Annotated in this window: 13 protein-coding genes and 2 pseudogenes; 3 read left to right on the top strand and 12 right to left on the bottom strand. The window is 70.0% G+C overall.

Going from position 1 to position 22,997, the window contains the following annotated elements; translation table 11 throughout:
• Positions 1 to 424: 424 nt before the first annotated feature.
• Positions 425 to 1,357 carry an IS5 family transposase gene (locus tag JCM7685_RS09885; RefSeq protein ID WP_100526019.1) on the bottom strand — a complete coding sequence of 311 codons (933 nt, stop codon included), beginning with the start codon at positions 1,355 to 1,357 and terminating at the stop codon, positions 425 to 427.
• 70 nt (positions 1,358 to 1,427) lie between these two features.
• Between JCM7685_RS09885 and JCM7685_RS20045 the strand changes: the two are divergent.
• Positions 1,428 to 1,553: pseudogene (locus JCM7685_RS20045) on the top strand (IS3 family transposase); the annotation flags it as partial.
• 680 nt (positions 1,554 to 2,233) lie between these two features.
• Here the strand turns inward: JCM7685_RS20045 and JCM7685_RS09880 are convergent.
• From JCM7685_RS09880 to thyX, 5 genes and pseudogenes are all read right to left on the bottom strand, one after another.
• Positions 2,234 to 5,476 (bottom strand): error-prone DNA polymerase, encoded by a 3,243-nt coding sequence (locus tag JCM7685_RS09880; protein ID WP_074967975.1) that lies wholly within the window; start codon positions 5,474 to 5,476, stop codon positions 2,234 to 2,236.
• The gene (locus tag JCM7685_RS09875; protein WP_074967977.1) at positions 5,476 to 6,996 is read right to left on the bottom strand and encodes a Y-family DNA polymerase; all 1,521 of its coding nucleotides are present in this window, start codon (positions 6,994 to 6,996) and stop codon (positions 5,476 to 5,478) included. Before JCM7685_RS09875 ends, JCM7685_RS09880 begins: the two co-directional genes overlap by 1 nt.
• The gene (locus tag JCM7685_RS09870; protein WP_074967979.1) at positions 6,902 to 7,579 is read right to left on the bottom strand and encodes a hypothetical protein; all 678 of its coding nucleotides are present in this window, start codon (positions 7,577 to 7,579) and stop codon (positions 6,902 to 6,904) included. The genes JCM7685_RS09875 and JCM7685_RS09870 overlap by 95 nt, the downstream gene beginning before the upstream one ends.
• Before the next feature lie 352 nt (positions 7,580 to 7,931).
• Positions 7,932 to 8,106 (bottom strand): annotated as a pseudogene (locus JCM7685_RS20270) (transcription termination/antitermination NusG family protein); the annotation flags it as partial.
• Between the two features lie 306 nt (positions 8,107 to 8,412).
• On the bottom strand, positions 8,413 to 9,318 hold the full coding sequence (gene thyX, locus JCM7685_RS09860; protein ID WP_074967981.1) for an FAD-dependent thymidylate synthase: 906 nt from the start codon (positions 9,316 to 9,318) through the stop codon (positions 8,413 to 8,415).
• A 154-nt stretch (positions 9,319 to 9,472) separates the two neighbouring features.
• On the opposite strand from thyX, the gene JCM7685_RS09855 reads away from it, so the two are divergent.
• Entirely contained in the window at positions 9,473 to 9,901 is a 429-nt protein-coding gene (locus tag JCM7685_RS09855; protein WP_074967983.1) for a VOC family protein, read from the top strand.
• Positions 9,902 to 10,537: 636 nt separating this feature from the next.
• On the opposite strand, the gene JCM7685_RS09850 is transcribed toward JCM7685_RS09855, so the two are convergent.
• The gene (locus JCM7685_RS09850) at positions 10,538 to 11,053 is read right to left on the bottom strand and encodes a MarR family winged helix-turn-helix transcriptional regulator (RefSeq protein ID WP_170848927.1); all 516 of its coding nucleotides are present in this window, start codon (positions 11,051 to 11,053) and stop codon (positions 10,538 to 10,540) included.
• Between the two features lie 91 nt (positions 11,054 to 11,144).
• Positions 11,145 to 11,426: an FAD assembly factor SdhE gene (locus JCM7685_RS09845; protein ID WP_074967984.1), complete on the bottom strand. Its 282-nt coding sequence runs from the start codon at positions 11,424 to 11,426 to the stop codon at positions 11,145 to 11,147.
• An 85-nt stretch (positions 11,427 to 11,511) separates the two neighbouring features.
• On the opposite strand from JCM7685_RS09845, the gene JCM7685_RS09840 reads away from it, so the two are divergent.
• Positions 11,512 to 12,714 (top strand): pyridoxal phosphate-dependent aminotransferase, encoded by a 1,203-nt coding sequence (locus tag JCM7685_RS09840; RefSeq protein ID WP_074968074.1) that lies wholly within the window; start codon positions 11,512 to 11,514, stop codon positions 12,712 to 12,714.
• A 178-nt stretch (positions 12,715 to 12,892) separates the two neighbouring features.
• Here JCM7685_RS09840 and JCM7685_RS09835 read toward each other — a convergent pair whose 3' ends face one another.
• Genes JCM7685_RS09835 through JCM7685_RS09820 form a run of 4 tightly spaced genes read right to left on the bottom strand, consistent with a single transcriptional unit; the run spans position 12,893 to position 22,997 of the window.
• Positions 12,893 to 15,751 carry a DUF6519 domain-containing protein gene (locus JCM7685_RS09835; RefSeq protein ID WP_074967986.1) on the bottom strand — a complete coding sequence of 953 codons (2,859 nt, stop codon included), beginning with the start codon at positions 15,749 to 15,751 and terminating at the stop codon, positions 12,893 to 12,895.
• Between the two features lie 24 nt (positions 15,752 to 15,775).
• The gene (locus JCM7685_RS09830) at positions 15,776 to 17,845 is read right to left on the bottom strand and encodes a hypothetical protein (protein ID WP_074967988.1); all 2,070 of its coding nucleotides are present in this window, start codon (positions 17,843 to 17,845) and stop codon (positions 15,776 to 15,778) included.
• Positions 17,842 to 20,499 (bottom strand): putative baseplate assembly protein, encoded by a 2,658-nt coding sequence (locus JCM7685_RS09825; protein ID WP_074967990.1) that lies wholly within the window; start codon positions 20,497 to 20,499, stop codon positions 17,842 to 17,844. The genes JCM7685_RS09830 and JCM7685_RS09825 overlap by 4 nt, the downstream gene beginning before the upstream one ends.
• The gene (locus tag JCM7685_RS09820; protein WP_074967992.1) at positions 20,496 to 22,997 is read right to left on the bottom strand and encodes a putative baseplate assembly protein; all 2,502 of its coding nucleotides are present in this window, start codon (positions 22,995 to 22,997) and stop codon (positions 20,496 to 20,498) included. Before JCM7685_RS09820 ends, JCM7685_RS09825 begins: the two co-directional genes overlap by 4 nt.

Below are 22,997 nucleotides of genomic sequence, written 5' to 3'. Positions count from 1 at the left end.
GCGCCGGAACCACGCCTATGGCGCGTTTCCGCCATTCGGCTTCAATCCCATAACGCATGGCTGTCGCCTATTAGAAATCGCGGTCCCGACGCTAAAGCGCCGGGGCATTGTCACTGGCGGCCCTCCGGCTCTCTACAGCGCAATGTGGAAGCGCGTTCGCCTCCGGGCCGGCGCGGCTGCCGCCGCGTCTCATCTTAGGAAGAAGGTTGCTAAGGGCGTTGCCCTCGCGCGGCGCAAGAAAACTCTCCGGCCTTTCGCGGCATAAAACGGCCCGCTCCCCGCAAGCGGGTCCCCTCCATTTATTCCACGGTGCCAAAGACTTCTCCTGCGACTTGCTACCCGTGGCTCGCCCCTGTTTTGACCGGGATAGGACTCTGTTGCACCAAAGAGTTGATGGCCGGATTTCCCCTTTCCCCGGACAGATCTATCCCACGGCCTCTGTGACGGGGGTGCCAAGCGCGGTGTAACGGTTCAGAATAGCGATACGGACCTGAAGCTCGGCGACCTGTCGGTCAAAGTCCCGTGCCATGAGGCGCTGACCCAGCAGTTTCACACAGTGCATCTTCGTCTCGACGCGGCTTCGGGGGTGGTATCCACTCCATCGTCGCCAGAGGGCACGACCGAGGTATTTCGATGCCCGCAGAGCCTCGTTTCGTGCGCCCGCGCCGGCGGCGACTGTCTTCCAGGGTTTGGCGTTCTTGCGGGGCGGAATGACAGCGTCGGCGCCGCGGTCAGCGATGGCATCGTGGCATTTGCGGGTGTCGTAGGCGCCGTCTGCTGTGACGCGGCCGATCTGCTCGTGCGCCGGGATCTGTTTGAGCAGGTCGGGTAACACCGGCGCATCGCCGATGTGGCTCCCTGTGATCTCCACCGCCCGAACCTCCAGCGTTTCCTCATCAATCCCCAGATGGATCTTGCGCCAGACGCGCCGTTTCGGGCCGCCATGCTTGCGGGCGTGCCACTCGCCTTCGCCCTCGACCTTGATGCCAGTGCTGTCGATCAGCAGGTGCAGCGGCCCCTTGGACCCGCGATACGGTATGTTCACAGCCAGGGTCTTCTGGCGACGGGACAGGGTGCTGAAGTCAGGCACCGTCCAGTCGAGACCAACCAACTGCAGCAGGCTCTCGACGAAACCAGTCGTCTGCCTGAGCGCCATGCCGAAGAGCACCTTCATCGAAAGACACGTCTGAATGGCGGCATCGCTGTAGGTCTGCTGGCGGCCACGCCTGCCTGTCGGCGCGGCATCCCAGCTCATCTCGGGGTCGAACCAGATCGTCAGCGAACCCCGGCGCTTGAGCGCTTCATTGTAGGCTGGCCAGTTCCGGGTTCTGTATGTCGGGGATGCGGGTCGGCTCATGCAGACCAGCTACCGTACGGGTTTCATCAGATGAATCCATGACAGGATTTGTGCAACAGTGCCGTGGTCATGGGTAACCCGGCGGCACGATGAGATGGCGATCTTCGAATACATCAACGGCTTTTACAATCCGCGTCGACGGCACTCAGCATTGGGCTGGAAAAGCCCGGTCGCTTTTGAACGTAAGGTGGCTTAAACGAGCAATCGAAGCGGCACAAATACGTGACAGGTCCACCCCGCCAGCCGCTACATGATGGTCGAGGCCTTCGCCCAGATCGACAAGGAGGAGATCGACCCCATTCTCAGCATCACAACGAAAGCCGCCTGATCATGCCCTCAGGCCATCCGGGAAATTACACCACCTTAACGGACCTGGCCTCTGGAAATGGGCAGAGGCATGCTGATCGCACCTGCGGATGCAGCGGCATCCAAGCGTTCTGCGCGCTGCGGCCGGGTCCCGGCATAGCTGCCCTGGCGCGGCAGGCAGCAGTGCAAGGCCGCGCGTGTCGAACGCGGAAGAGACGGCTGCAGGGCATAGAGGGCAGGGCGTAGAGGCAAGCGAAGCGCCGCCCAGCGGCAGCAGCCTATGGCGCCTGAACGCTGCGGCCACGGCGTCCTCCTTCCCGCCTGGCGCGGCTGAGTGAGGTTTTTCGGCCCCGTCTTCATGGTCTCGGCTGCCTGACGCTTTCGCCCCTTCGCCGCGGTCCGGGGCCATCCTCAATTCGCGGCGCAGCGCCGCCGGCGAAGCGCCGATCGCCGTATCGCTTGCTTGGATGGCCTGCGTGGTCGCGGCGTTTCCATGACGAACTGGGCCCATAGGGCATCCGTCCAGCCCTTCGCGAAAGAGGCAAAGCAGCAAGCCGGCGGATCAAACAGCTAGTGGAAGTCGCGCGATCCGGGCAGCAGCCTGACCCGGCGCGGATGGCCGGCGCGCGGGGCGGGCAGGTCCGGCGTCGCTTCGCCTGCCAGGCGCAGCAGCGCCTCCGAACGGTCGCCCAGCCAATGCGCCACCATATGGGTCACGCCCTCGGCGCGCTGGACCTGGCCCCGCACCTCCAGCAGCCGCGCGGTCATCGCCACCTTGCGGAAGGCGGCGAAAGTGTCCCGCCACAGCACCAGGTTCGCCACCCCGGTCTCGTCCTCCAGGGTGATGAAGCAGACGCCGTTGGCGCTGCCGGGACGCTGGCGCACCAGCACGATGCCGGCCATGCGCAGCTGGGCCCGGTTCGGCAGCTGCGCCAGGCCGGCGGCGCTGACATAGCCCTGGGCCTGCATCGAGCGGCGCAGGAAGGCCATGGGATGGGCCTTCAGCGACAGGCGCAGCGTCTGGTAATCGGCGGTGACATGCTCGGCCAGCGGCATGGCCGGCAGGGCGACGGCGGGCTCGGCGCCCTCGTCCCGGCGCCCGAACAGCGGCAGTTCCGGCGCGTCGCGCAGCGCCCGCGCCTGCCACAGCCCCGCCCGCCGGTCCAGCCCCATCGAGCGCAGGGCGTCCGCCGCCGCGATCAGCCGGACGGCCCGGGCGTCGAGCCGGGCCCGGGTCTTGAGATCGGCCAGATCGGCATAGGGCCCGGCATCGGGGTCGTCCCGCGCCTGCTTGATGCGCCGCGCCAGCGGCTCGGACAGCCCGTCGATCTGGCGCAGGCCCAGGCGCATGGCGAAACCGCCGTCGCAGGCTTCCAGCCTATTGTCCCAGTCGCTGATGTTCACATCCGCCGGCCGCACGGTCACGCCATGGTCGCGGGCGTCGCGCACGATCTGGGCGGGCGCGTAGAAGCCCATCGGCTGGCTGTTCAGCAGCGCCGCCGCGAAGGCGGCCGGATAGTGGCATTTCAGCCAGGCCGAGACATAGGCCAGATGCGCAAAGGCCGCCGCATGGCTTTCGGGAAAGCCGTAATCGCCGAAACCCTTGATCTGGTTGAAGCAGCGCTCGGCGAAATCGCGGTCGTAGCCGCGTTCTACCATGCGGCCTACCATCTTGTCCTCAAGCGCCCCGATGGTCCCGCGCGAGCGGAAGGTGGCCATGGCCTTGCGCAGCTCGTCCACCTCATGCGGGGTGAATTGCGCCGCGACCATGGCGATCTTCATCGCCTGTTCCTGAAAGATCGGCACGCCTTCGGTGCGGAACAGGATGTTCTTCAGCTCGTCCGGGTTGCCGTCCCGGGGGCCGGGATAGTCGGGCTTTTCCAGCCCGGCCCGGCGGCGCAGATAGGGGTGGACCATGTTGCCCTGGATCGGGCCGGGACGGACGATGGCGACCTGGATCACCAGGTCGTAGAACTCCTTGGGCTTCAGCCGCGGCAGCATCGCCATCTGCGCCCGGCTTTCCACCTGGAAGGTGCCGATGCTGTCGCCCCGTTGCAGCATCGCATAGGTCTTGTCGCAATGCGGGATATTGGCCAGCGTCCATGTCTTATGGTAATGCGCCTCGATCAGCGCAAAGCATTTGCGGATGCAGGTCAGCATCCCCAGCGCCAGCACGTCGACCTTGAGGATGCGCAATTCGTCGATGTCGTCCTTGTCCCATTCGATGAAGCTGCGATCCGGCATGGCGGCATTGCCGATGGGCACGGTTTCCGACAGCGGCCCCTCGGTCAGGATGAAGCCGCCGACATGCTGGGACAGGTGGCGCGGCATGCCGATCATTTCCTCGGCCAGCTTCACCGTGCGCCGCATCAGCGGATCGGCCAGGTCCAAGCCCGCCTGGTCGGTCGAGGCAGCCTTCATGCTGTCGCCCCAGCTGCCCCAGACCGTATCGGCCAGCGCCGAGGTCACGTCCTCGGACAGGCCCATGACCTTGCCGACCTCGCGGATGGCGCTGCGCGGGCGATAGTGGATCACCGTGGCGCAAAGCCCGGCATGGTCGCGACCGTAGGTGTCGTAGATGTGCTGAATGACCTCCTCGCGCCGCTCATGCTCGAAATCGACGTCGATGTCGGGCGGTTCCTGGCGGTTCTGGCTGATGAAGCGCTCGAACAGCAATTCGTGGACGTTGGGATCGACCGGGGTGATGCCCAGCACATAGCAGACCGCGGAATTCGCCGCCGAGCCGCGGCCCTGGTGCAGGATCGCCCGGCTTTCGGCAAAACGCACGATGTCGTGGATGGTCAGGAAATATTGCGCGATCTTCTTGTCGCCGATCAGCGCCAGTTCCTTTTCCAGCGTGGCGCGGACCTTTTCCGGCACGCCCGCAGGATAGCGCCAGGCCGCACCCTGCCAGGTCAGGTTTTCCAGATGCTGCTGCGGCGTCAGCCCCGCCGGCACGCTTTCGCACGGGTATTCGTATTGCAGCTGGTCCAGCGAGAAACGGCAGCTGTCGGCGATCTCGCGGGTGGCGCGGATGGCATGGGGCCAGTCGGAGAACAGGCGGACCATCTCGGCCGGCGGCTTCAGGTGGCGCTCGGCGTTCTGCGCCAGCAGCAGGCCGGCGCGGGCGATGGTGGTGCCTTCGCGGATGCAGGTCATCACGTCCTGAAGCGGCCGGCGGTCGGGCGCGTGGTAATGCACGTCGTTCACCGCGACGATCGACAGCCCCGCCGCCCGCGCCGCCCGGTCCAGACGGTTGATCCGCGCCCGGTCGTCGCCGCGATAGAGCCAGCTTGCCGCGACATGGGACAGCTGCGGCAGGCGCGCGGCCAGGCCGGGCAGGGGCGCCAGATCCTCGCCCGGCAGCCAGATCAGCCGCAGCCCCTCGGCATGGGCGGCCAGGTCGTCGAGGCTCAGGTCGCAGCGCCCCTTTTTTTGCCATTTCCCGTCCAGATCCGCGCGCCGCCCCTTGGTGATCAGCGCGGCCAGCCGGCCATAGGCGGCGCGGTCGGTCGGATAGGCCAGGAAGGCGGTGCCGCAGGCCAGCACGATCCGGGCGCCGATCACCGGGCGCAGGTGCAGCTTCCTGGCCGTCGCATGCAGCCGCACCACCCCGGCGAGACTGTTCAGATCGGCGATTCCCACCGCGTCATAGCCCAAGAGATGCGCCGCCAGCGCCAGTTCGCGCGGATGCGAGGCGCCGTGCTGGAAGCTGAAGGCGCTGGTCACCGCCAACTCGACGTAATCGGCGGGCGGGTTCGGCGCCTGCACCTCGGGCAGAAGATCGGGGTTGCGGGGGTGATGGTCGGGCATCAGGCAAAGATCCCGTGCAGGAACCAGCGCGGCGGGCCGCCGCGCCCGTCATGGGCCAGCCCCTCGCGATAGATCCACAGCCGCAGGCCCGAGTCGTCCTCGACCCGGAAATAGTCGCGCAGCCGGGTCCCGGGCCGGTCCTGCCACCATTCGGGGGCGATGCGCTCGGGCCCGGCGTGGCGGGCGACCCGCAGGGTCTGGCGGCGCCAGACGAAGCGCGCCGGCGGGCCTTCGGGGATGGCGTAGAGCACGCGAATCTCCTCGGGCGGGGTCAGCAGCCGGATCGGGCGGTCGGCACGCGCGGGCGGGGGCGGGGCCGCGACCAGCGGGTCGCCGGGGGTCTCGGCGCGTTCGGGGACATGGCTGTCGCGCGGCAAGGGGCGGCTGATCGCGCCGTTGCCGAAACGCGCCGCCAGCCGGTCCACCAGCCGCGCCAGCGCCAGACCCGGCGGCGCGGTGCCGTCGAGGCCGGGCTGGGCAGGCTCCAGCGGCTCGACCGCCTCGGCGGCGAGGCGGATCAGGTCGAAGCCATAGCCGGGGTCCAGCCGCTCCAGCCGGCCGTCGAAGAGCCGCAGCAGGTGGCGCGGGTCGCGGGCGGGCGCGGCCATGGCGACATGGATGTCGCGGCGCTCGCCATCGGTGCGGAACACCGACAGGCACAGCCGCCGGCAGCCGCGATCCGCCGCCGCCAGCCGGGCGCAGAGCGTTTCCAGCAGGCCCGGCAGCCAGTCCGCGGCGGCCATCGCCGGCTCGGCCGGCCGGGCCTCGGCGAAAAACTCCGCGGCGGGCTCGGGCGGCTGCACCGGTTCGGCCAGCCGTCCCAGCGCCTGGTCGAGCCGGATCAGCGGATTGTCCGAGGGCGCGGCCCGGGCGAAGCGGCGCATCAGCGGCAGGCGCGGAATCGCGGCCAGATCGCCGATGGTCTTCAGCCCCAGCCGGCGCAGAAGCAACAGGGTTTCCCCCGAAAGCCGCAGCCCGGCGACCGGCAGCGGCGCCAGCTCCGGCAGCGGATCGGTGCAGATCGGACGCCCGGGGGCGAAGCGGGCCAGCGCCCAGGCCGCGCCGCGCGTCGGCGCCAGGGCCAGCCCGGCGGTCAGGCCGGCGCGGGCGAAACCGGCCTGGATCCCTGCCAGCAGCGCCGCCTCGCCGCCGAACAGATGCGCGGTGCCGGTGATGTCGAGAACGATGCCCTCGTCGCCGTCCGGGGTGCTCCATGGCCCCCAGCGCCGCGCCCAGAAGGCCAGCCGCGCCAGCCGTGCCGCATCGCGGTCGGGCTCGGCCGGCTCGATGCGCAGGGCGGGGCAGATGGCGCGGCTGTCCACGGCGCGGGCGCCGATCCGGGCGCCGGCCAGTTCGGCGGCGCGGTTCGCGGCATGGATCACCGGACCATGCGGACCGGGGGCGGCCAGCGCCAGCGGCACATCGTCAGGCCAGGCCTCGCCTTGCCGGGCGCGCCGGCACTGCCAGCTCTCGATCGCGAGGCGGGGCAGAAAAATCGAGACGATCCGCCGCCCGGTCATGGTGCGCCACCCAGGTCGAGCCCGGCCGGCCCCGGGCCCGGAACAGTTCGGCCAGCCATCGCGGATCGCCCGGCGCCTGCGGGTCGTCGGGATCGGGCACCGAGGGCAGGGCGGACAGGCGCCAGCGCATCCGCGCCGCGCTGGCATCCGGGCGGGCGGCGTGACGGATCAGCCAGCAGGGCAGGCCGGCGGCCTCGGCGCGCAGGGCCAGGCGGCGGCTGGCGGTAAAGCTCAGCGCCGCGGGGCTGCCATGGATTTCGCCCACCACCGCGGCCAGGGCGCGGCCCTGCAGCCCGTCCTCCAGCGCCGCCAGCACATCGGCGGGCCGGGTCAGGTCCAGCCGCAGCAGCGCCCGGCCGGTGCCGGGCAGGAAGGGCGCGCCGGTTTCGGCCCGGCTGAGCCGGTCCTGCGCCCAGAGCACCAGCCCGGGCGGCAAGGCGGCCAGCACGAAGCCCGCCGCCGCCGCATCCAGGGGTCGGGTGTCGAAGGCTTCGGACAGGATCGGCGCCGTCGGTTCCGGTGCCGCGGGGGCCGGCGCCCGCCCGAAAGGCGCCACCCCGGGAAGGAAAGGGTGGACGGACATGGTTCAGCCATTTTGTTCTATATTTGTTCTAGTTCTGGCCGAGGGATTCGTCAACCGGCCGGTGCTCCCTGGGCTCTGGACCCCAGCCGCGCGTGAACTTTCCTGCAGGGAACAAGACCGGCTTTCACGGTGGAAAATCACTCCGATCGCAGGAAAAAAGTTGCGGCAGAATGCTCTGCAGCGCCGTGAGATCAAAAGCACCATATGCGTCGTATGCCGCTTGGGGGCCAAGAATCTACGAATTGCGCGAATCGGCCTCGGCCCGCTGCCGAAGAGTGCCGCATGACCGGCACGGGCGGCAGAATCGGCGCTGTCCGCGGAATATCGCTCTGATGTCAAAGCGGCGGAAATATATCCGCCGCCGGATCGCGTTCACCGCGTCGTCGCGCATCGGCATCGGCTTGCCCTGGGCGCTCAGGAAGCCGGTGACGCGGTTGATCGCGTTCACCAGGTGAGAGGTCCTGTCCGACAGCTCCATCCGCACCCAGCGCATAGCCGGGCATGAAGCGGCGCTCGGAGGTGACCCGGGCGTGAGCTGTTTCAGCGGTTCCTGTCTGCAAGGACAGCGTTCCCGGCGCGGAAGACACAGCCGCACGCCGGTATTGCCAAGCGCGCGTCTCTGCGCCTTCGGGTCTGAACGGACGCGGACCTTGGAGTCGATGCCAGCCGGGACCGGAGCGGTTAACCAAAGACAGCGGGACTCGTCTGGGCGGGTGGTGCAGAGTCTGCAGAGTCTGTGGTCATCCCGCGCTTCCACAGGCTGGAACTCGCCGCCTGCGATTTCGGCATGAGTCCCGGAGCGGGCCGCACAGGCCAGCGCCGGGAAAGGTCCCTCATCCCCAGTCCGCCTCGAACTCGCGCCACTCGCCCTTGCTCATGCCGCTGTTTTCCTGTGTGACCGCCTCACCCGCCAGGCGGCGCTTCAGCGCCGCAACGCCCTTTGCCGAAAGCTGCACCGCGCCCAGGCGGTAATCCTCGAAGGCGGCATAGGCGTGCGGCACCCAGTCGCGGGTGATGCCGCACATGGTCTCGGCATAAGCGCGGATCTCGTATTGCGCATGGGCGTCGGCGCGCAGCCGCAGGAAGTGGAACAGGTTGTGCAGGTCCACCTTCCAATACCATTGCGTATAGACGTTCGCCGGCAGGTTCATCCGCGCCAGTTCGCGGGCCAGGCCCTGCTGGCCCTCCTGCGACAGCATCGCCTCGTAATGGTCGTAGCTGCGCATCGCGTCCTCGCGCAGCAGGTCCAAGACGCGCGCGGCCTCGTCGCCTTGCAGGACCTCGCCCCGGCCCTGGTTGTTCACCGTCGATTGCGCCGCCAGATGCTCGGGGGCGGGGATGTAGAACTCGCGGTCGAGGATCGAGTAGCGCGCCGAATATTCGTTCACATTGGCGGTGCGGTGGCGGATCCATTGCCGGGCGACGAAGACCGGCAGCTTGACGTGGAACTTGACCTCGCACATCTCGAAGGGGGTCGAATGCCAGTGCCGCATCAGGTAGCGGATCAGCCCCTCGTCGTTCTGCACCGACTTGGTGCCGCGGCCATAGCTGACCCGTGCGGCCTGGGTGATCGCGGCATCGTCGCCCATGTAATCCACGACCCGGACCAGCCCGTGGTCCAGCACCGGATGCGCCTGGTAGAGATGCCCCTCCATCCCCTGCGAAACGGCGCGAAGGGTGGGGCGCGGCGCGGCGCGCAGCTCGTCGATCTCGGCCTGTTGTTCGGCGGTAAGGGGCATGGCGGAATCCTTGCGTTCTGATCGCATATCTTGTGGCACCGCCCGGCGATTCAATCAACCGGCTGTATCGTGGTCGCGGATGCAACCAATCGGCCCGGCTTGCGGTTGAGCCGGCGCAATGCCAGTCTCGGGCCAAGAAGCGAAGGGAAAGACGATGAAAATCCGCTACCTGCATACCATGGTGCGCGTGCTTGATCTTGAAAAGACGATGGAATTCTTCCGCCTGCTGGGGCTCGAGGAGATCCGGCGGATCGAGAACGACAAGGGCCGTTTCACCCTGGTGTTCATGGCGCCGCCCGGCCAGCCGGAATGTCCTGTCGAACTGACCTGGAACTGGGACGGCGACGACGGGCTACCTTCGGACAGCCGGCATTTCGGGCATCTGGCCTATCGGGTCGAGAATATCTACGACCTGTGCCAGGCGCTGATGGATGCGGGCGTGACCATCAACCGGCCACCGCGCGACGGTCATATGGCCTTCGTGCGCAGTCCCGACAATATCTCGATCGAACTGCTGCAGGAAGGCGAGCATCTGCCGCCGCAAGAGCCCTGGGCCAGTATGGAAAACACCGGCCACTGGTAGGCGGCGGAACCGGGGCGGATTGGCGGTGGGCCGAGAGAGGCCTGCCGGCGTCCGGCCGGTCCTTGCCGACCGGCTTGGCATGTTGTTCGCGGCCCTGATCATGGCGAAGCCACGTAGGCCGGGCTTTGTGGGTGCGGATGCTGCGGACTCGCCCTTGAAGCGGGACGAGATCTTCGATCCCACAGTCTTGAAGCAAAGTCCCTTAACAGGGTGCTGATGGCAAGGGCGCTGCAAAAGTCCCGCGGCGCGGCTACGCCGGACAGGAAGGCGAGAAATTCGCCTCGAATCGCCCGAAAATGCCCTGTTCCCGGTCCGATCCTCGTTGGGCCCAGAACGATTTTCCGTCCCGCCACCCTCTTGGAATTCCTTTTCGACAGCCTGTTGGGGGCCAGTGCGCTTGCCGACCCATGCCGCAGGGTCGCGGCGCCCGTCCGAGGCGCGGCGTTCGCCCACGGGTCAAGCGCGGACACAGCGGCCACACGGGGGCATATGCCCGGCCGTCACCCCCAGGCCGGTCGAAGGGGAGAGAGACGGACCCTTCGGCCGATAGCATGACGGGCCGGGCATATCCGTGGCCAGGGAGGCGAGCGAGCGTCCCCGGCCGGTGGTTCGGATCGGTGTGCGGCGCTTCGGCGGTCAGTAGATATAGCGGATCTGCTCTGCCCAGAACCGTTCCACCCGCCGCCATTGCAGGTTCACGCCCTCGATGGGCGGGTCGTCCAATACGCCGGAAAGCTCCAACCCCTCGGCATGGCGCGCAAACAGCGCCGCCACGCAATCGCGCACCTCTTGCCCGTCGGGGGTCAGCCGCACCCGGACCGAGCGGCGGTCCATCTCGCAGCGTTCGTGATGGACATAGCCCAGCTCGACCAGCTTCTTGAGGTTGTAGGACACGTTCGAGCCCTGATACATCCCGCGCGAGCGCAGCTCGCCCGCCGTCACCTCGGCCGTGCCGAGATTGTAGATCAGCAGCGCCTGCACCGGCGTCAGGTCGGTGCGCGCCAGCCGCTCGAATTCGTCCTTGACCAGGTCGAGCAGAAGGCGGTGCAGGCGCTCCAGGATCTGGAGGCTTTCAAGGTAAGCCTCGGTCCGGTTGCTGCGCGGCAGGGGCCGCAGGGCGGGCACCGTCTGGGCAGGGCTGCGCTGTTGCATGTGCGGTTTCCGTTCATGGCTTCGTTTCGGCCATGATGCAGCAGATTCCCCAATCTTCGGTTAATCGCGGCGCAGTTGGCTAAAATTGCGCCTATTTCGGCCCCAGCCGGTCGCGGGCATGCGCCGCGATGCGATCCAGCAGCGGCGACAGCGCCGCCGGTCCAGGACGGGCTTTGCCCAGCCGCGCGGTGATCCAGGGATAGAGATCCTGGTCGTTTTCTTCGAGCAATACCTCGTAAAGGTTCAGATCGGCGGGCGAAAGCCCGGCCAGGTCGCTGTCCGAGAACGGGCCCAGGATCAGGTCCATCTCCTTGGTGCCGCGCCGCCAGCTGCGCATCCGCAGCCGCTTCAGCCTTGCCTCATGCTCGTCCATGCCCGTTCCCGTCCCAGCCGTCTCCGGCTTGCCTGTCCGCGGGGGGATGCCTATGACAAGGCGACCCAGCCGCAGGATGTATTCGATGCGCTTTCTGTCCCAGACGCTCGCCCGCGTCAAACCCTCGCCGACCATCGCCATCACCGGCCGCGCCCGCGACCTGGCTGCCGAGGGTCGCGACATCATCAGCCTGTCAGCCGGCGAGCCCGATTTCGACACCCCCACCCATATCCGCGAGGCCGCCAAGGCCGCCATCGACCAGGGCCACACCCGCTATACCGCCGTCGACGGCATCCCCGAGCTGAAACGCGCCATCTGCGACAAGTTCGCGCGGGAAAACGGGCTCGACTATACCCCGGCCGAGGTCAGCGTCGGCACCGGCGGCAAGCAGATCCTCTACAATGCGCTGGTCGCGACGCTGAACCCCGGCGACGAGGTGATCATCCCGGCGCCCTATTGGGTCAGCTATCCCGACATGGTGCTGCTGGCGGGCGGCACCCCGGTCATCGTCCCGGCCGACATGGACAGCGGCTATCGCATCACGCCCGAGCAGCTGGAGGCCGCGATCACGCCGAACACGAAATGGCTGATCCTGAACTCGCCCTCGAACCCGACCGGCGCCGGCTACAGCGAGGACCACATGCGTGGCCTGACCCAGGTGCTGCTGCGCCATCCGCAGGTCTGGGTGCTGGCCGACGACATCTATGAGCACCTGGTCTTCGACGATTTCCGCTTCGTCACCCCGGCCCAGGTCGAGCCGGCGCTGAAACCGCGCACGCTGACCATGAACGGCGTCAGCAAGGCCTATGCCATGACCGGCTGGCGCATCGGCTATGGCGCCGGCCCGAAGGAGCTGATCGGCGCCATGGCCAAGCTGCAATCGCAATCGACGTCGAATCCCTGCTCGATCAGCCAATATGCGGCGCTGGCGGCGCTGCAGGGGCCGCAGGACTACATCGCGGAAAGCCGCGGCGTGTTCCAGCGCCGCCGCGATCTGGTGGTCGCCGGGCTGAACGACTGCCCGGGGATCGAATGTCCGGTGCCGGAAGGGGCGTTCTACGTCTATCCCTCGATCAAGGCACTGATCGGCAAGACCTCGGCCGGCGGCAAGCTGATCGCCGACGACGAGGCCTTCGCGACCGCGCTGCTGGACGAAACCGGGGTGGCGGTGGTGTTCGGCGCGGCCTTCGGCCTGTCGCCGCATTTCCGCATCAGCTATGCGACCTCGGACGCGGTGCTGGAAGATGCCTGCGCGCGGATCAAGCGGTTCTGCGAAGGGCTGCGCTGACATGGATAGAGGCGGGTTTCACCCCGCCTCGGCCATGTCTCGGATGGATTCGAACCCGGCCTTCTGTTTGTGTTGCGACTTGCGACGCATCACGCCCGATCGGCTGCCGTCAAAGATCCACGATCATTCCTCGACCTTCCCAGCCTAGCACGGGCATGCGAGTCGGCCCAAGCGGAAATCAACTGACCTCGACCCCCGGCGCGGTGACATAGGCGCGCCGGGTGCGGAACACGGCGTTGTCGCGCAGCCGCCAGATGCCCTGCGCCGCATCGACCAGGCCCGGGATCACGGCGATGCCGTTGTCCATGCCCGCGACATTGTTCTCGCACAGGGTCAGCAGCGGGCCGCGCCAGCCGAACTGGCAGATGCCGAAATGCGGCGCCACCGACTCGGTGCGGAAGCTGTCGGGGGCGGTCACGCTGTTCTGGCCGATGCTGGCGCGGGCGACATGGCCTAGGAACAGCCCATGCGCCGGCGTGGCCGAGGACAGCGGGTTCAGCGTGATGGTATTGCCGCTGACGACGGCATGACCGATGCGGTTTTCGGGTGGGCGGTCGCGCCATTGCGGCGGGTTCGGATCGCCCATGCCGGATGCGGCCAGGCGGATGCCGTCGTTGGCATCCTCGATCCGGTTGCCGGTGATGCGCAGCTCGTCGATGCTGTCGCCGCCGATGACGATGCCTTGCGCCAGGAAGGGCGTCTCGGCCAGGCGGAAATACTTGCCGGGCAGCAGGTTCACGGTATTGCCGGCGATCAGCGCGCGGCCGCGGTTGCCGGCGGCCTCGCTCAGCAGGTTGCGGATATGGCGGCGCATCTCGCGCGGGGTGGTGATGCGGCTCTTGCGGTTCCCGGCCAGCGCCCGCAGCAGGTTAGAGGCGAAAAGCGGCAGCATGCGGACGGTGATGGCGCCCTGATACATCGGCACCTCCAGGCTTTCGCCGTCGAAGTTCAGCCGGCTTTCCGAAATGTCGCCGAACTGGTCCACCGGATCGTCCGAGAAGGGCCGGCGGGCGGCGCGGATCATCAGCCCGGGCCGGCCATCCAGCGGCGCGTCGCTGAAGCGCAGCAGGCCGCGCGCGATCAGGGCGCGCTGGCGGGCGTCGGCGCCGATGCGCAGCGCGGTCAAGCCGGCCGCCGCGGGGGCCGGCAGGATCAGGTTGTCCTCGATGATGGCGCGGCTCGCGCCCACGATCTGGATGCCGATCTGCGCCTGGCCCGGTTTCAGCACGCAGTCGCGGATGCGCACCTCTTGCCGGCGGCCCAGCCGCCCCACGCTGGCGATGCAGGCCGAGGCGCGGTCCAGCCCCGCCCGGCAGCGCGCCCGCACTCGCTCGACGGCGACATCGCCGCAACCCAGCATGGTCAGCGCGCCGCGCCTGCCCTTGTGGCTGTCGCCATGGCCGTTCGGGCCGCCGTTCACCGACAGGTCCACGACCCGGACCGAGGCGCAGCCCTGAAACAGCAGCGCCGCCTCGCCCTCGGCGACCGAGACCACGGTCTGCGGCCCGGTGCCCTGCAGCGTGACATGGCCGAGCCGGGTCAGGGCCAGCGTCTCTTGCAGCTGGAAATTGGCGCCGGACAGGCAGATGCGGATGTTCTGGCCCGGCACCAGCGCCTCGACCGCGGCGCGAAGCTCGTCGCGATTGTGGACCAGCACGGTGCAAAGGCCGGCGGTCGAGCGGCCGGCCAGGGCCTCGATCGCCTCCTGCACGGTCTCGGCGCCCAGGCCGGTGGTGCTGTCGTCATAGCCGACATCCTCGGCTTGCAGGCAGCTGAGCGCCGGGAAGGTGGCGCGCAGGTCGGTGACCCCGCCGATTCCCGCGCCCGTGCGCCGGGCCAGCGCCAAGGGCACCCGGCGCACGCCCCAGCTCATCGGCGGCACCGCCTCGTCCGCCGCGCCGGGGTAGGGCGGCCAGATCACCGCGCCGGTGGCGGCGCGGGCCTCGAACATCCAGGCATCGCCCGCGACGTAGCTGCCGTCGGTGAAGGCGACCTGCACGCCGCGTTCCAGCAGCGTCGGCGTCCCGCTGAGCGGCAAGCCCAGCGCCGAGGTGCCGCCATGGTCCCAGCGCCGCAGCCGCGGGTTCACCAGCTGGTCGAAATTGCCGATCCCCGGCGCGAAGCTGGCGATGCCGTCGGTCAGCGTCATCCGCACCATCGTGCCGGGCCGCCCCAGCGCCGCGTCGCGGTCGTCGATCACCTCGACCCAAGCGCCCGAGGGGAAACCCAGCGCCTCGTCCTCGCGCGCGCCTTGCAGGATGAACTGGCCGGCGGCATTGCGCGCCAGCCGCGCCTGGACAGCGCCATTCTCGCGCGACCAGACGAAGCGCGCCTGCGCGCGGCTGCCGCCTTGCAGGATCTGCACGCGGTAGAGCTGGTTTTCCTGCGACAGATAGCCGGCGTCGGGCGGGATCAGGCAGTCGCTGTCCTCGGGCAGGTCGGCCGCCGGGGCGGTGCCGGCGCTCATTCGGCCGGTGCCGGGCTGCCAGTCGGCGAATTCGGGTGCATGGCCGCAGCCGGCGCGGCGGATCAGCTCGGCCCGCTCGGCGTCGGTCAGGGTCACCGGGCGGATGCCCACGCGCCAATGCGCCCGCTCGCGCACCGCCGTGTCGACACCCGACAGCGCCGGATCGGCCAGCAGCCCGTCCTGCAGCGCCGAAACCTGGTCCTTGCGCAGCTCCAGATGGATCAGCAGTTCGGCGCCGTCCTGCACCGTGTCGGCCAGCGCGGGCGCGCCGGGCTGGTCGGCATAGGCCAGAGGAGCGGGGTTTTCCACCCGCACGCCCGCGACCCAATAGCTGCCGGCGCCGATCTGGAAGCCGCCTGCGCCGGCGCTGACGGCAAAGCCCGGTGCGGTCTTGGGCGTGGCGCCGGGACCGATGACGCGGGACAGCGCATCCTCGGCGCGCTCGGTCAGGATGGCCTGGGCCTCGTTCCAGTCGCTGTCGGTGTAAAGCCGGCCCTGCTGCATCAGCACGCCGGTATAGCCTTGCCGCCGGGCGTTCGGGCCGCGCCAGCGCGAGAAATCTCCGGTCATGTCCTGTCCTCCTTACGCTGCGCGTCACGTCTCATGGAAAATCCCCGCCGCATGGCCGAAGCGCAGGAAGTCCTGGATGCTGCGGGCGATATTGTCGTCGCGGAAGGTCAGGCCGGCGCGATTGCCGGCGCCGATCTCGCCGCCGTCCTCGGCGCCGCGGCGCAGCGCGTCATCGGTGCCGGCGGCCGGCAGGAAATAGCCCGGATCGGCCAGGCGCAGGCAGGCAAAGACCGGCATCGGCCCCTGGATGCAGCGATAGAGCCGCGGCACCTGCGAGCCTGCCGGCACCAGCGAAAACCGGATGCAGCCGATCTGGCGCCGCGCCGCGTCGACGGCGGGCGCGCTGCCCAGAAACAGCGTGTCGGTGGTGGCGGGCAGGCCCTCGGCGGTCTCGTCCTCGGCGGTCAGCCCGCCGGTGAAGGCGTCGGTCTCGACCCGGCCGCGGACGGTGCAGCGCGTCAGGCTGATCGCGTGGCGGGCGGCGTTCGGCGGCGCGAAGATCGCCCGCGCCTCCGCGCTGCCCGCGTCGATGATGCAGTCGCTGAACCCCGCCTCGACGTCCGAGACCAGCCGCACCGGCCCGGTCACCACGCGCTCGCACAGGATCGCCGCGCCATTCGCCTCGACCAGCAGCGAGACCGCGCCGGGCGAGACCGGATCGCCGTCGCGGTCCAGCGCATGACCGGGGACCAGCGTGCAGTCGCGCAGGACCAGCGTGCCGGGGGCGGCGGCATTGCCGCGCAGCCGGATCTGGCCGCCGTGCATGCGCAACCCGTTCAACTCGACCCGGGCATTGCGGCCCAGCGTGATGGTCAGCGTCGCGGGCAGGCGCAGCGTCGGCCAACGGCCGTCGCTGGCGAGGATGCGCAACAGCCCGTCGTCGGGCACGTCGATGCTGCTGCCGCTGCGGTAATGCGTGCTCTGGTCCAGCAGGAACGTGCCCGTGCCGCCCGCGTCCGTTACCCGTGTCGCCACCAGCGCCGAGGGCGGCAGGATCGCCGGATTCTCGATCGAGCCCAGCGAGGCGCTGCGGTCCTGCTCGCCGCCGCCGATGTCGAAGGCGCGGGCGAAGCGGCAGCTGACGCGGATCGGGCCGGCGCGGTTCTGGCCGACGACCAGCCGGCCCAGTTCCGGGTCGATCAGCGTCAGCGCGGGCAGGGGGGCGCGATTCCAGGGCTCGGTCCCGCCTGTGGCGCGGTCGCCCAGATGCGCGGCGCGGATCTCGGTCAGCGGGATCGGGTTGGCGCCCGCCCAGACCTGGATCGCCCGATCCTCGCCATAGAAGCGGCCGGGATCCTCGGCCATCAGCGCGCGGGTGATGGCGATGGGCAGGGCGGTCTCGCGCATCGGCTGCTCGATCGGCGGCCGGGCCGGGGCGCGGTCATAGAGCGCCGCATCGCAGCCCAGCGGGTGGAAACGAAAGATGCGCCGCCCGCTGGCGGCTGGGTTCAGCTGGTGGCGGCTGATCGGCGCGATGCGCAGCCGCCAGACGTGCAGCCCGACATTGCCGAGGTTCCAGCGCCCGCCCATGCTGTCGATGCGCCGCACCTCGACCCCGCGCGAGGCGCGTTCGTAAGCCGCGCCGATCCGTGCCAGCCCCGGCTTGTCGCGCAGGTCCACCGCCGCGCCCATGGCGGGATGCGTCAGCCGCATCGACTGGGCATGGACCAGCTTTCGGTCGTATTCCACCGCCATCACCGGCAGGTCGGAGCTTTCCCAGGCGGCGTGCTCCAGCGCCCGCAGCGTGCCCTTGCGCGCCCGCAGCGCCAGCGCATCGGCGACGCGCGCCCGCAGGTCGGGCCCGCCCGGAATCTGCGACAGCCCGCGCACGCCCAGAAGATCGCCCAGATAGGCCACGACCCAGGGCGCGCAGGTTTCGATGAAGGCGTCGTCGTAAAGCTGGTCGATCTGTTCGCCGACCACCTGCGCCTCGCGCGCGATCAGCGAGGCGAGCGTGTGCAGCGGCCCGAACTCGACCGCTTCGCGGTCGTCGCCGGGCGCAAGGCGGCTCTTGCCGGCCGCGCCCTGGTCGGCGTCGCGCAGCCGCATATAGGCGGGCAGCAGGGCAAAGATGTCCTCGACCGTCAGTCTCATGCCGCCACCTCCAGATGCAGGCGTGCCGGGTCCAGCACCAGAAGCTCGGCCGCGACCGGCGGTGCCCCGGCCAGGTCGGGCCGGCCGACGGCGGCGGCCAGGCGGGGCTGCAGGGCCTCGGTCGTGCCGGTATGGAGCGCGTCCAGGTCCACCCCCAGCACCCCCGGCGCCGATTGCAGTGCCGCGATGACCTGCGCCTGGCTGACGCCCTGGCCCAGTTCGCGCGCGTCGAAGGAGAAGGCCGCCAGCACCGCCGCCTGGGCGCCGGCGATCACGTCCTCGGGCATGAAGGCCGGGTCGGCAAAGAGCCGCGCCCGCAGCCCGAAGCCCACCGGCTGGTAATTCCGGACCGAGACCCGCAGGTCGGATTCCCCCGCCGCCGCCAGCGCCGCGCGCAGGTTCTGCATGTCGTCGCCGGTCTCGGGCAGCAGGCCGCCTTCCTGTCCCGCCACGGTGATGGTGATCGGCCGGGCGAAGCCGTCGAAGGTCCAATCGGCGCGGGCCTTGGCGACCGAGGCGAAGCCGCGGGCGAAATCCTCGTAATCGCGCAGCGACACCGCGCGGCCCAGCGTCAGCACGCCCATGGGGGCATTACGCCGCGCCTGTTCCAGCCGCTCGGCATCCGCCCCGCCCGAGGGCGGCAGCGGGTTCGTAACCCCCTTCAACCCGGCGGGTTTCGTCGCCAGCAGCGACAGCTGCCCGGCTTCCAGATGGCCGGCCAGCCCGGCCCCGCGGCGATAGAGCGCCTCGACATTGCCCTGTCCGGTCGGCAGGCGCGCGCCGCGGATGCCGTCGCCAAAGACCACGCGGGTGCTGCCGTCCTCGTCGATGCGCAGGATGAAGACCCGGTCATGCGGGCCCGAGGCGCGGAAATCCTCGACCAGGTCCCAGCGCACCCGGTTCACCCGCAGCTCGATCGCCGGCGCCATGCCGCGCGCATTGCGGGCCGAGACATGGGTCAGCGGCCCGGATTTCAGCGTGAAGCTCTGGAAGGTCCTGGTGGCGTCGCCGTCGCCCAGAACCTCGGCCACCGTCTCGCCATGGGTCGCCAGCGCCACGTTGCCCAGAACCCGCACAGTGTCGCGGCGATAGCGATGCGCCAGAGGCTGGTTCAGCGTCAGCAGCGAATGGTCCTGCAGGATGACGTTCTGCACCAGCTGCCGGATCTCGGTCGTGGCGACACCGGCCAGATCGGCGCGCTCGCCGGTGATGGCCAGGGTCTTGCCGGGCTTGAGCAGCAGCTCGGGCGTGCCCAGTTCGATCTGGTCGGCCCCCAGCGCGCCCGAGGCCTGGCCGACGGGATCGGTGATCGGCAGGTCCGACAGCGCCAGCGGCTCGGGCAGGGCCAGCGCCGTGGTGCCGCGCGTCGAGAAATCCGAGATCGCCACCGGCGCGCCGCCTTGCGGCGACAGTCCCTTGTCGTCGGTCTCCAGCCGGGTGACGCGGGCGGTCAGGCCGTAGGCCTCGACCCCCTGCGCCTCGGCGGCATGGACGCGGACCCAGAGCTCATGCGTGGCGTCGCGCAGCAGCAGGCCTCTGCCGGGGGTGATTTCGGGATATTCCCGGTCGAGATAAAGCCAGGCGCGGTTTCCGGGCGGCGTGCCGCCCACCGCCGTCGCGGTATCGGTGATATAGCCGGGCGAACTGACGCTCAGATGCTGCGCGGTCAGCAAGCCGCTGGGGGCGTTGTTGCCGAAGAAGCCGGCGCGGATCTTCAGCAGATGCGGGCGCACCTCGCCCTCGGGGCGGAAGTCCGAGGCCTGCACCGCCTGCCGCACCTGGCCGGGCGACAGGCCCTGTGCATTGCTGGCCCCGGCCAGCGTTGCCACCGACCAGGCATGGCCGGCCAGCGTGGCGACCAGGCTCAGCGTGCTGACGGCGGTACCGGGCAACCACAGCGCCAGCATCAGGGGCTGAAACACATAAGGGGCGGGGCTGGCCGGATTGGCCTTCAGCGCCACCACGCGCCGGCCGTCCAACCCGTCCGCGACCCCCGACACCCGGCGCAGGAAGGTGGCGTCGCTGCCGGTCCCGGTCGGCACCGGCACGTCGCCCTGCATCAGCAGCAAGGGATCGCCCCGGTTCAGGCGCGGCGCGGCGGCGGTCAGCTGGATTTCCTCGGCGTCGCGGGTCAGCACCTGCGGCCAGGCCATCAGCGGGCGCATGGCGTTCCACTCGGCCCGCGCGGACAGCGGCTCGACCGTCTCGAAAAGCTGCGGCAGCTGCCCGTCGCGCGGGATCGAGCGCACCTGCAACCCCGACGGGTATTCCAGCGTCGCCTCGGGCGCGTCATGCGGCTGCGCCTCGAAGGCCAGATGCACCGAGGCCGCCTTGGCCGGCGCCAGCTCATAGCCGATCAGCCGGGCATGGGCGCGGATGCTGTCGCGGCGGGTGGCGGTGCGCAGGTAAGCCTCGTTCGCCTGCCGCTCGGCATAGAAGGTCAGCGTGTCGAGCACCGCCGCCCAGGCATCGAACAGCCCCAGCGTGAAATCGTCGCCGTCGCGGCTTTGCAGCTCCGACAGGCCGGGGCGGTTGGCGTCGGCCAGCCCGCGGCGCAGCGATTCCAGGAAATCGGCATGGGTGCCGGCGCGGGCGCGCAGGCTGGGCAGGCCGGCGCGGTTCAGGATCGCTTGCGGCGTCGGTTTCGCGGTCATCGGCCACCCCCTGTCTCGATGGTCAGCCGGCCCTCGCCGGGGCGGTTCGGGTCGTTCGACAGCACCGGGATCTCGCGCGGGCCGAAGTCCAGCACGCCCTCGGCGCTGGCGTCGGGCTGGCCGGCGCGGCCGAAGGCGGTGACGCGCAGGTCCGCGACCCCCGGCACCTCCAGCGCGGCGCGGTAGATATGGCTCAGATAGATGCGGCTGCCGAAGCTGACGTTGTCGGGATGGAAGAAGCCGCGCCGCCCGTCCTCGGTCAGCCCGGCCGAGAAGCGGGCGGCCAGCGCCTGCGCCACCTTGTCGGCGAAAGCGTCGGGCGCGGCGCAGGCGCGGATCGCGATCTGCAGCGGCACCAGGATCGGCGCATCCACCGCCAGGTCGTGGCCCATCATCCGATAGGGTTCCAGATAGTCGAGCAGCATCTGGCGAAAGCCGTCGTCCACCGGCAGTCCGGCGACCCGGTCCACGGTCAGGAAGATCGCCGCCCAGCCGCCCAGCCAGCGCTTGCGGGCGGTGGCGCGCTGGACCTGGGGATGCGCGTTCAGCAGCGCCTCGTAATCGGCCAGCGTCACCGCCCGGCGCTGCTGGTGAAAGCTGACCGGAGCGCGCTGGCGGGTCTCGGCCACGGTCTCGCGTGCGGTGCCGCCCTGCGCCGGCAGCGGGTTCCAGACGCCCACGACATGGCCCGCCGCCGCGCCAGAGACGGCGATGCGCGCCAGGGCGCCGGCGCCGATATTGCCGGCCCGGCCCTGGCCGATGCGATAGCTGGCGGTAAAGGCGTCGCCAGGCAGCGGCACCTTGCCGTTGCCGATGCCGGGGCTGGCAAAGCGCAACCGGGTGGTGCCGTCGGCCTCGACCTCCGGTACGAAGCGCAGGGCGTCGGCGGGCTGGCCCAGCAGGTCCGGCTCGGGCCGCCAGGGGTCCGCCTCGCGCGTCGAGCGCAGGCTGATCTGCGCCACCGCCCGGGCCGGATCGACCTGCATCAGCGCCGCGGCGGGGCCGGTGGCGCCGATCTCGGGCGGCATGGCGAAGCTGAGGTCGCGGCGCGACAGCCGGGGCCGGAACGGGCGCGGCCGGTCCAGGTCGGAAAGCCGCGCCTTCGGCTCGTCCGGGGCGCCGGGGGCGGGCGGCGCCTCGGGGTCGGTCACGTCGGGCGCGACGCCCAGCGGTTCGGCCAAGGGCTGGTCGGTCGCCGGGTCGGTCAGGGTAAAGCCGTGGTCCGCCGGCACCATATTGCCCAGCGCCAGCGCCATCGGCCCCCCAGCCGCCGCGCCGATGTGCAGATCGAAGCGCAGCGCATCGGCGGCGTCCCAGCGGATGCGCCAGACCCGCAATGGCACCGCCGCGCCGCCGCCGGGGGGCGGCACCGGCTCCAGCGGGTCCTCGATCATCTCGGGCGGCCCGGCCAGCCGCACGGCCTGGCGCTGCGCGGGATCGGCGTCGTCGACCCGGCCCGTCACCGGGTCGCGGGCCTGCATCAGCACCAGCAGGTCGCCCACTGCCAGCTTCAGCGCGCGATCCGGGTCGCGCAGGTCGCAGAAGGTCGTGCCCGCCGCCAGCATCGCCTGCGGATCGCCCCAATGGTGCAGCGCGATGCGGTCATGGGCGGCATGCAGGACGGCGGGCGCCAGCGGCTCGAAGGCCACGGCGCCGGATTCGACCGCCGCCTGGGCCTGCGCCAGCTGGATCACCGCCTGGTCCCCGGCGTCGGGCCGGGTCAGGAAGGCCAGGCCCGCGCGCGGCAGGTCCAGCCGGTCCACCCCCGGCGCCAGCCTGACCTGCGCCAGCGCCCGGGCGCTGGCGCCGTTGTGCATGCGGTAGCCGACCAGCCGCGCGTGCCGCGCCGCCGAGACCCGCAGCCGCGCCGTTTCCAGCGCGTATTCGGTGCCGGCATGGTCCAGCAGATAGCTGAGCCCGTCGCCCAGATAGGCCAGCCATTCGACCAGCGCCACGCCGGTATCGGCCGGGTTGCGTTCGGTCCAGTCGGGGACGCCGACCGCCATGCGGTCCAGCATCATCCGGCGATAGCTGTCATAGTCGCGTGCCAGATAATCGATCTGCGGCGCAGGCGCCGGATCGGGCGGGGGCGCCGCGGGGGACGCGCAATCGCCGCTGTCGCAATGCAGGCGGAAGGCGAAGCGGATCTCGCGCAGGATCGGGTCCCATCCCGCCAGCCCGTCGCGGATGCGCAGCGTATAGGCCGAGAAATCGCCGGCCCGGTTCACCCGCAGCGCCAGGTCGCGCCCGCTGGCCACGGCGTCGACGACGCCGATGCCCCGGATGCGGTCGCCGCCCTCGATCAACAGGTCGAAGGGTTTCAGCGCCGGCCCCGCCGGGCGGCCGTTCGGCTGGCCGGGCAGCGGGTGGACGAAGCGCAGCGTGAGGCGGGTCATGTCGGCCGGATCGACCTCGATCCCGGCGATGCCGTTCACCCGCGCGGGCGATGCCGCCAGTCTTTCGCGCCGCTCGTCGAGGAAGCTTTCGCTGCGTGCCAT

Origin of the sequence: Paracoccus aminovorans (genome assembly GCF_900005615.1) — a bacterium.
Taxonomy (GTDB): domain Bacteria; phylum Pseudomonadota; class Alphaproteobacteria; order Rhodobacterales; family Rhodobacteraceae; genus Paracoccus; species Paracoccus aminovorans.
Note: the sequence above shows the minus strand (reverse complement) of the source record. Positions and strands in the feature narration are given on the sequence as shown.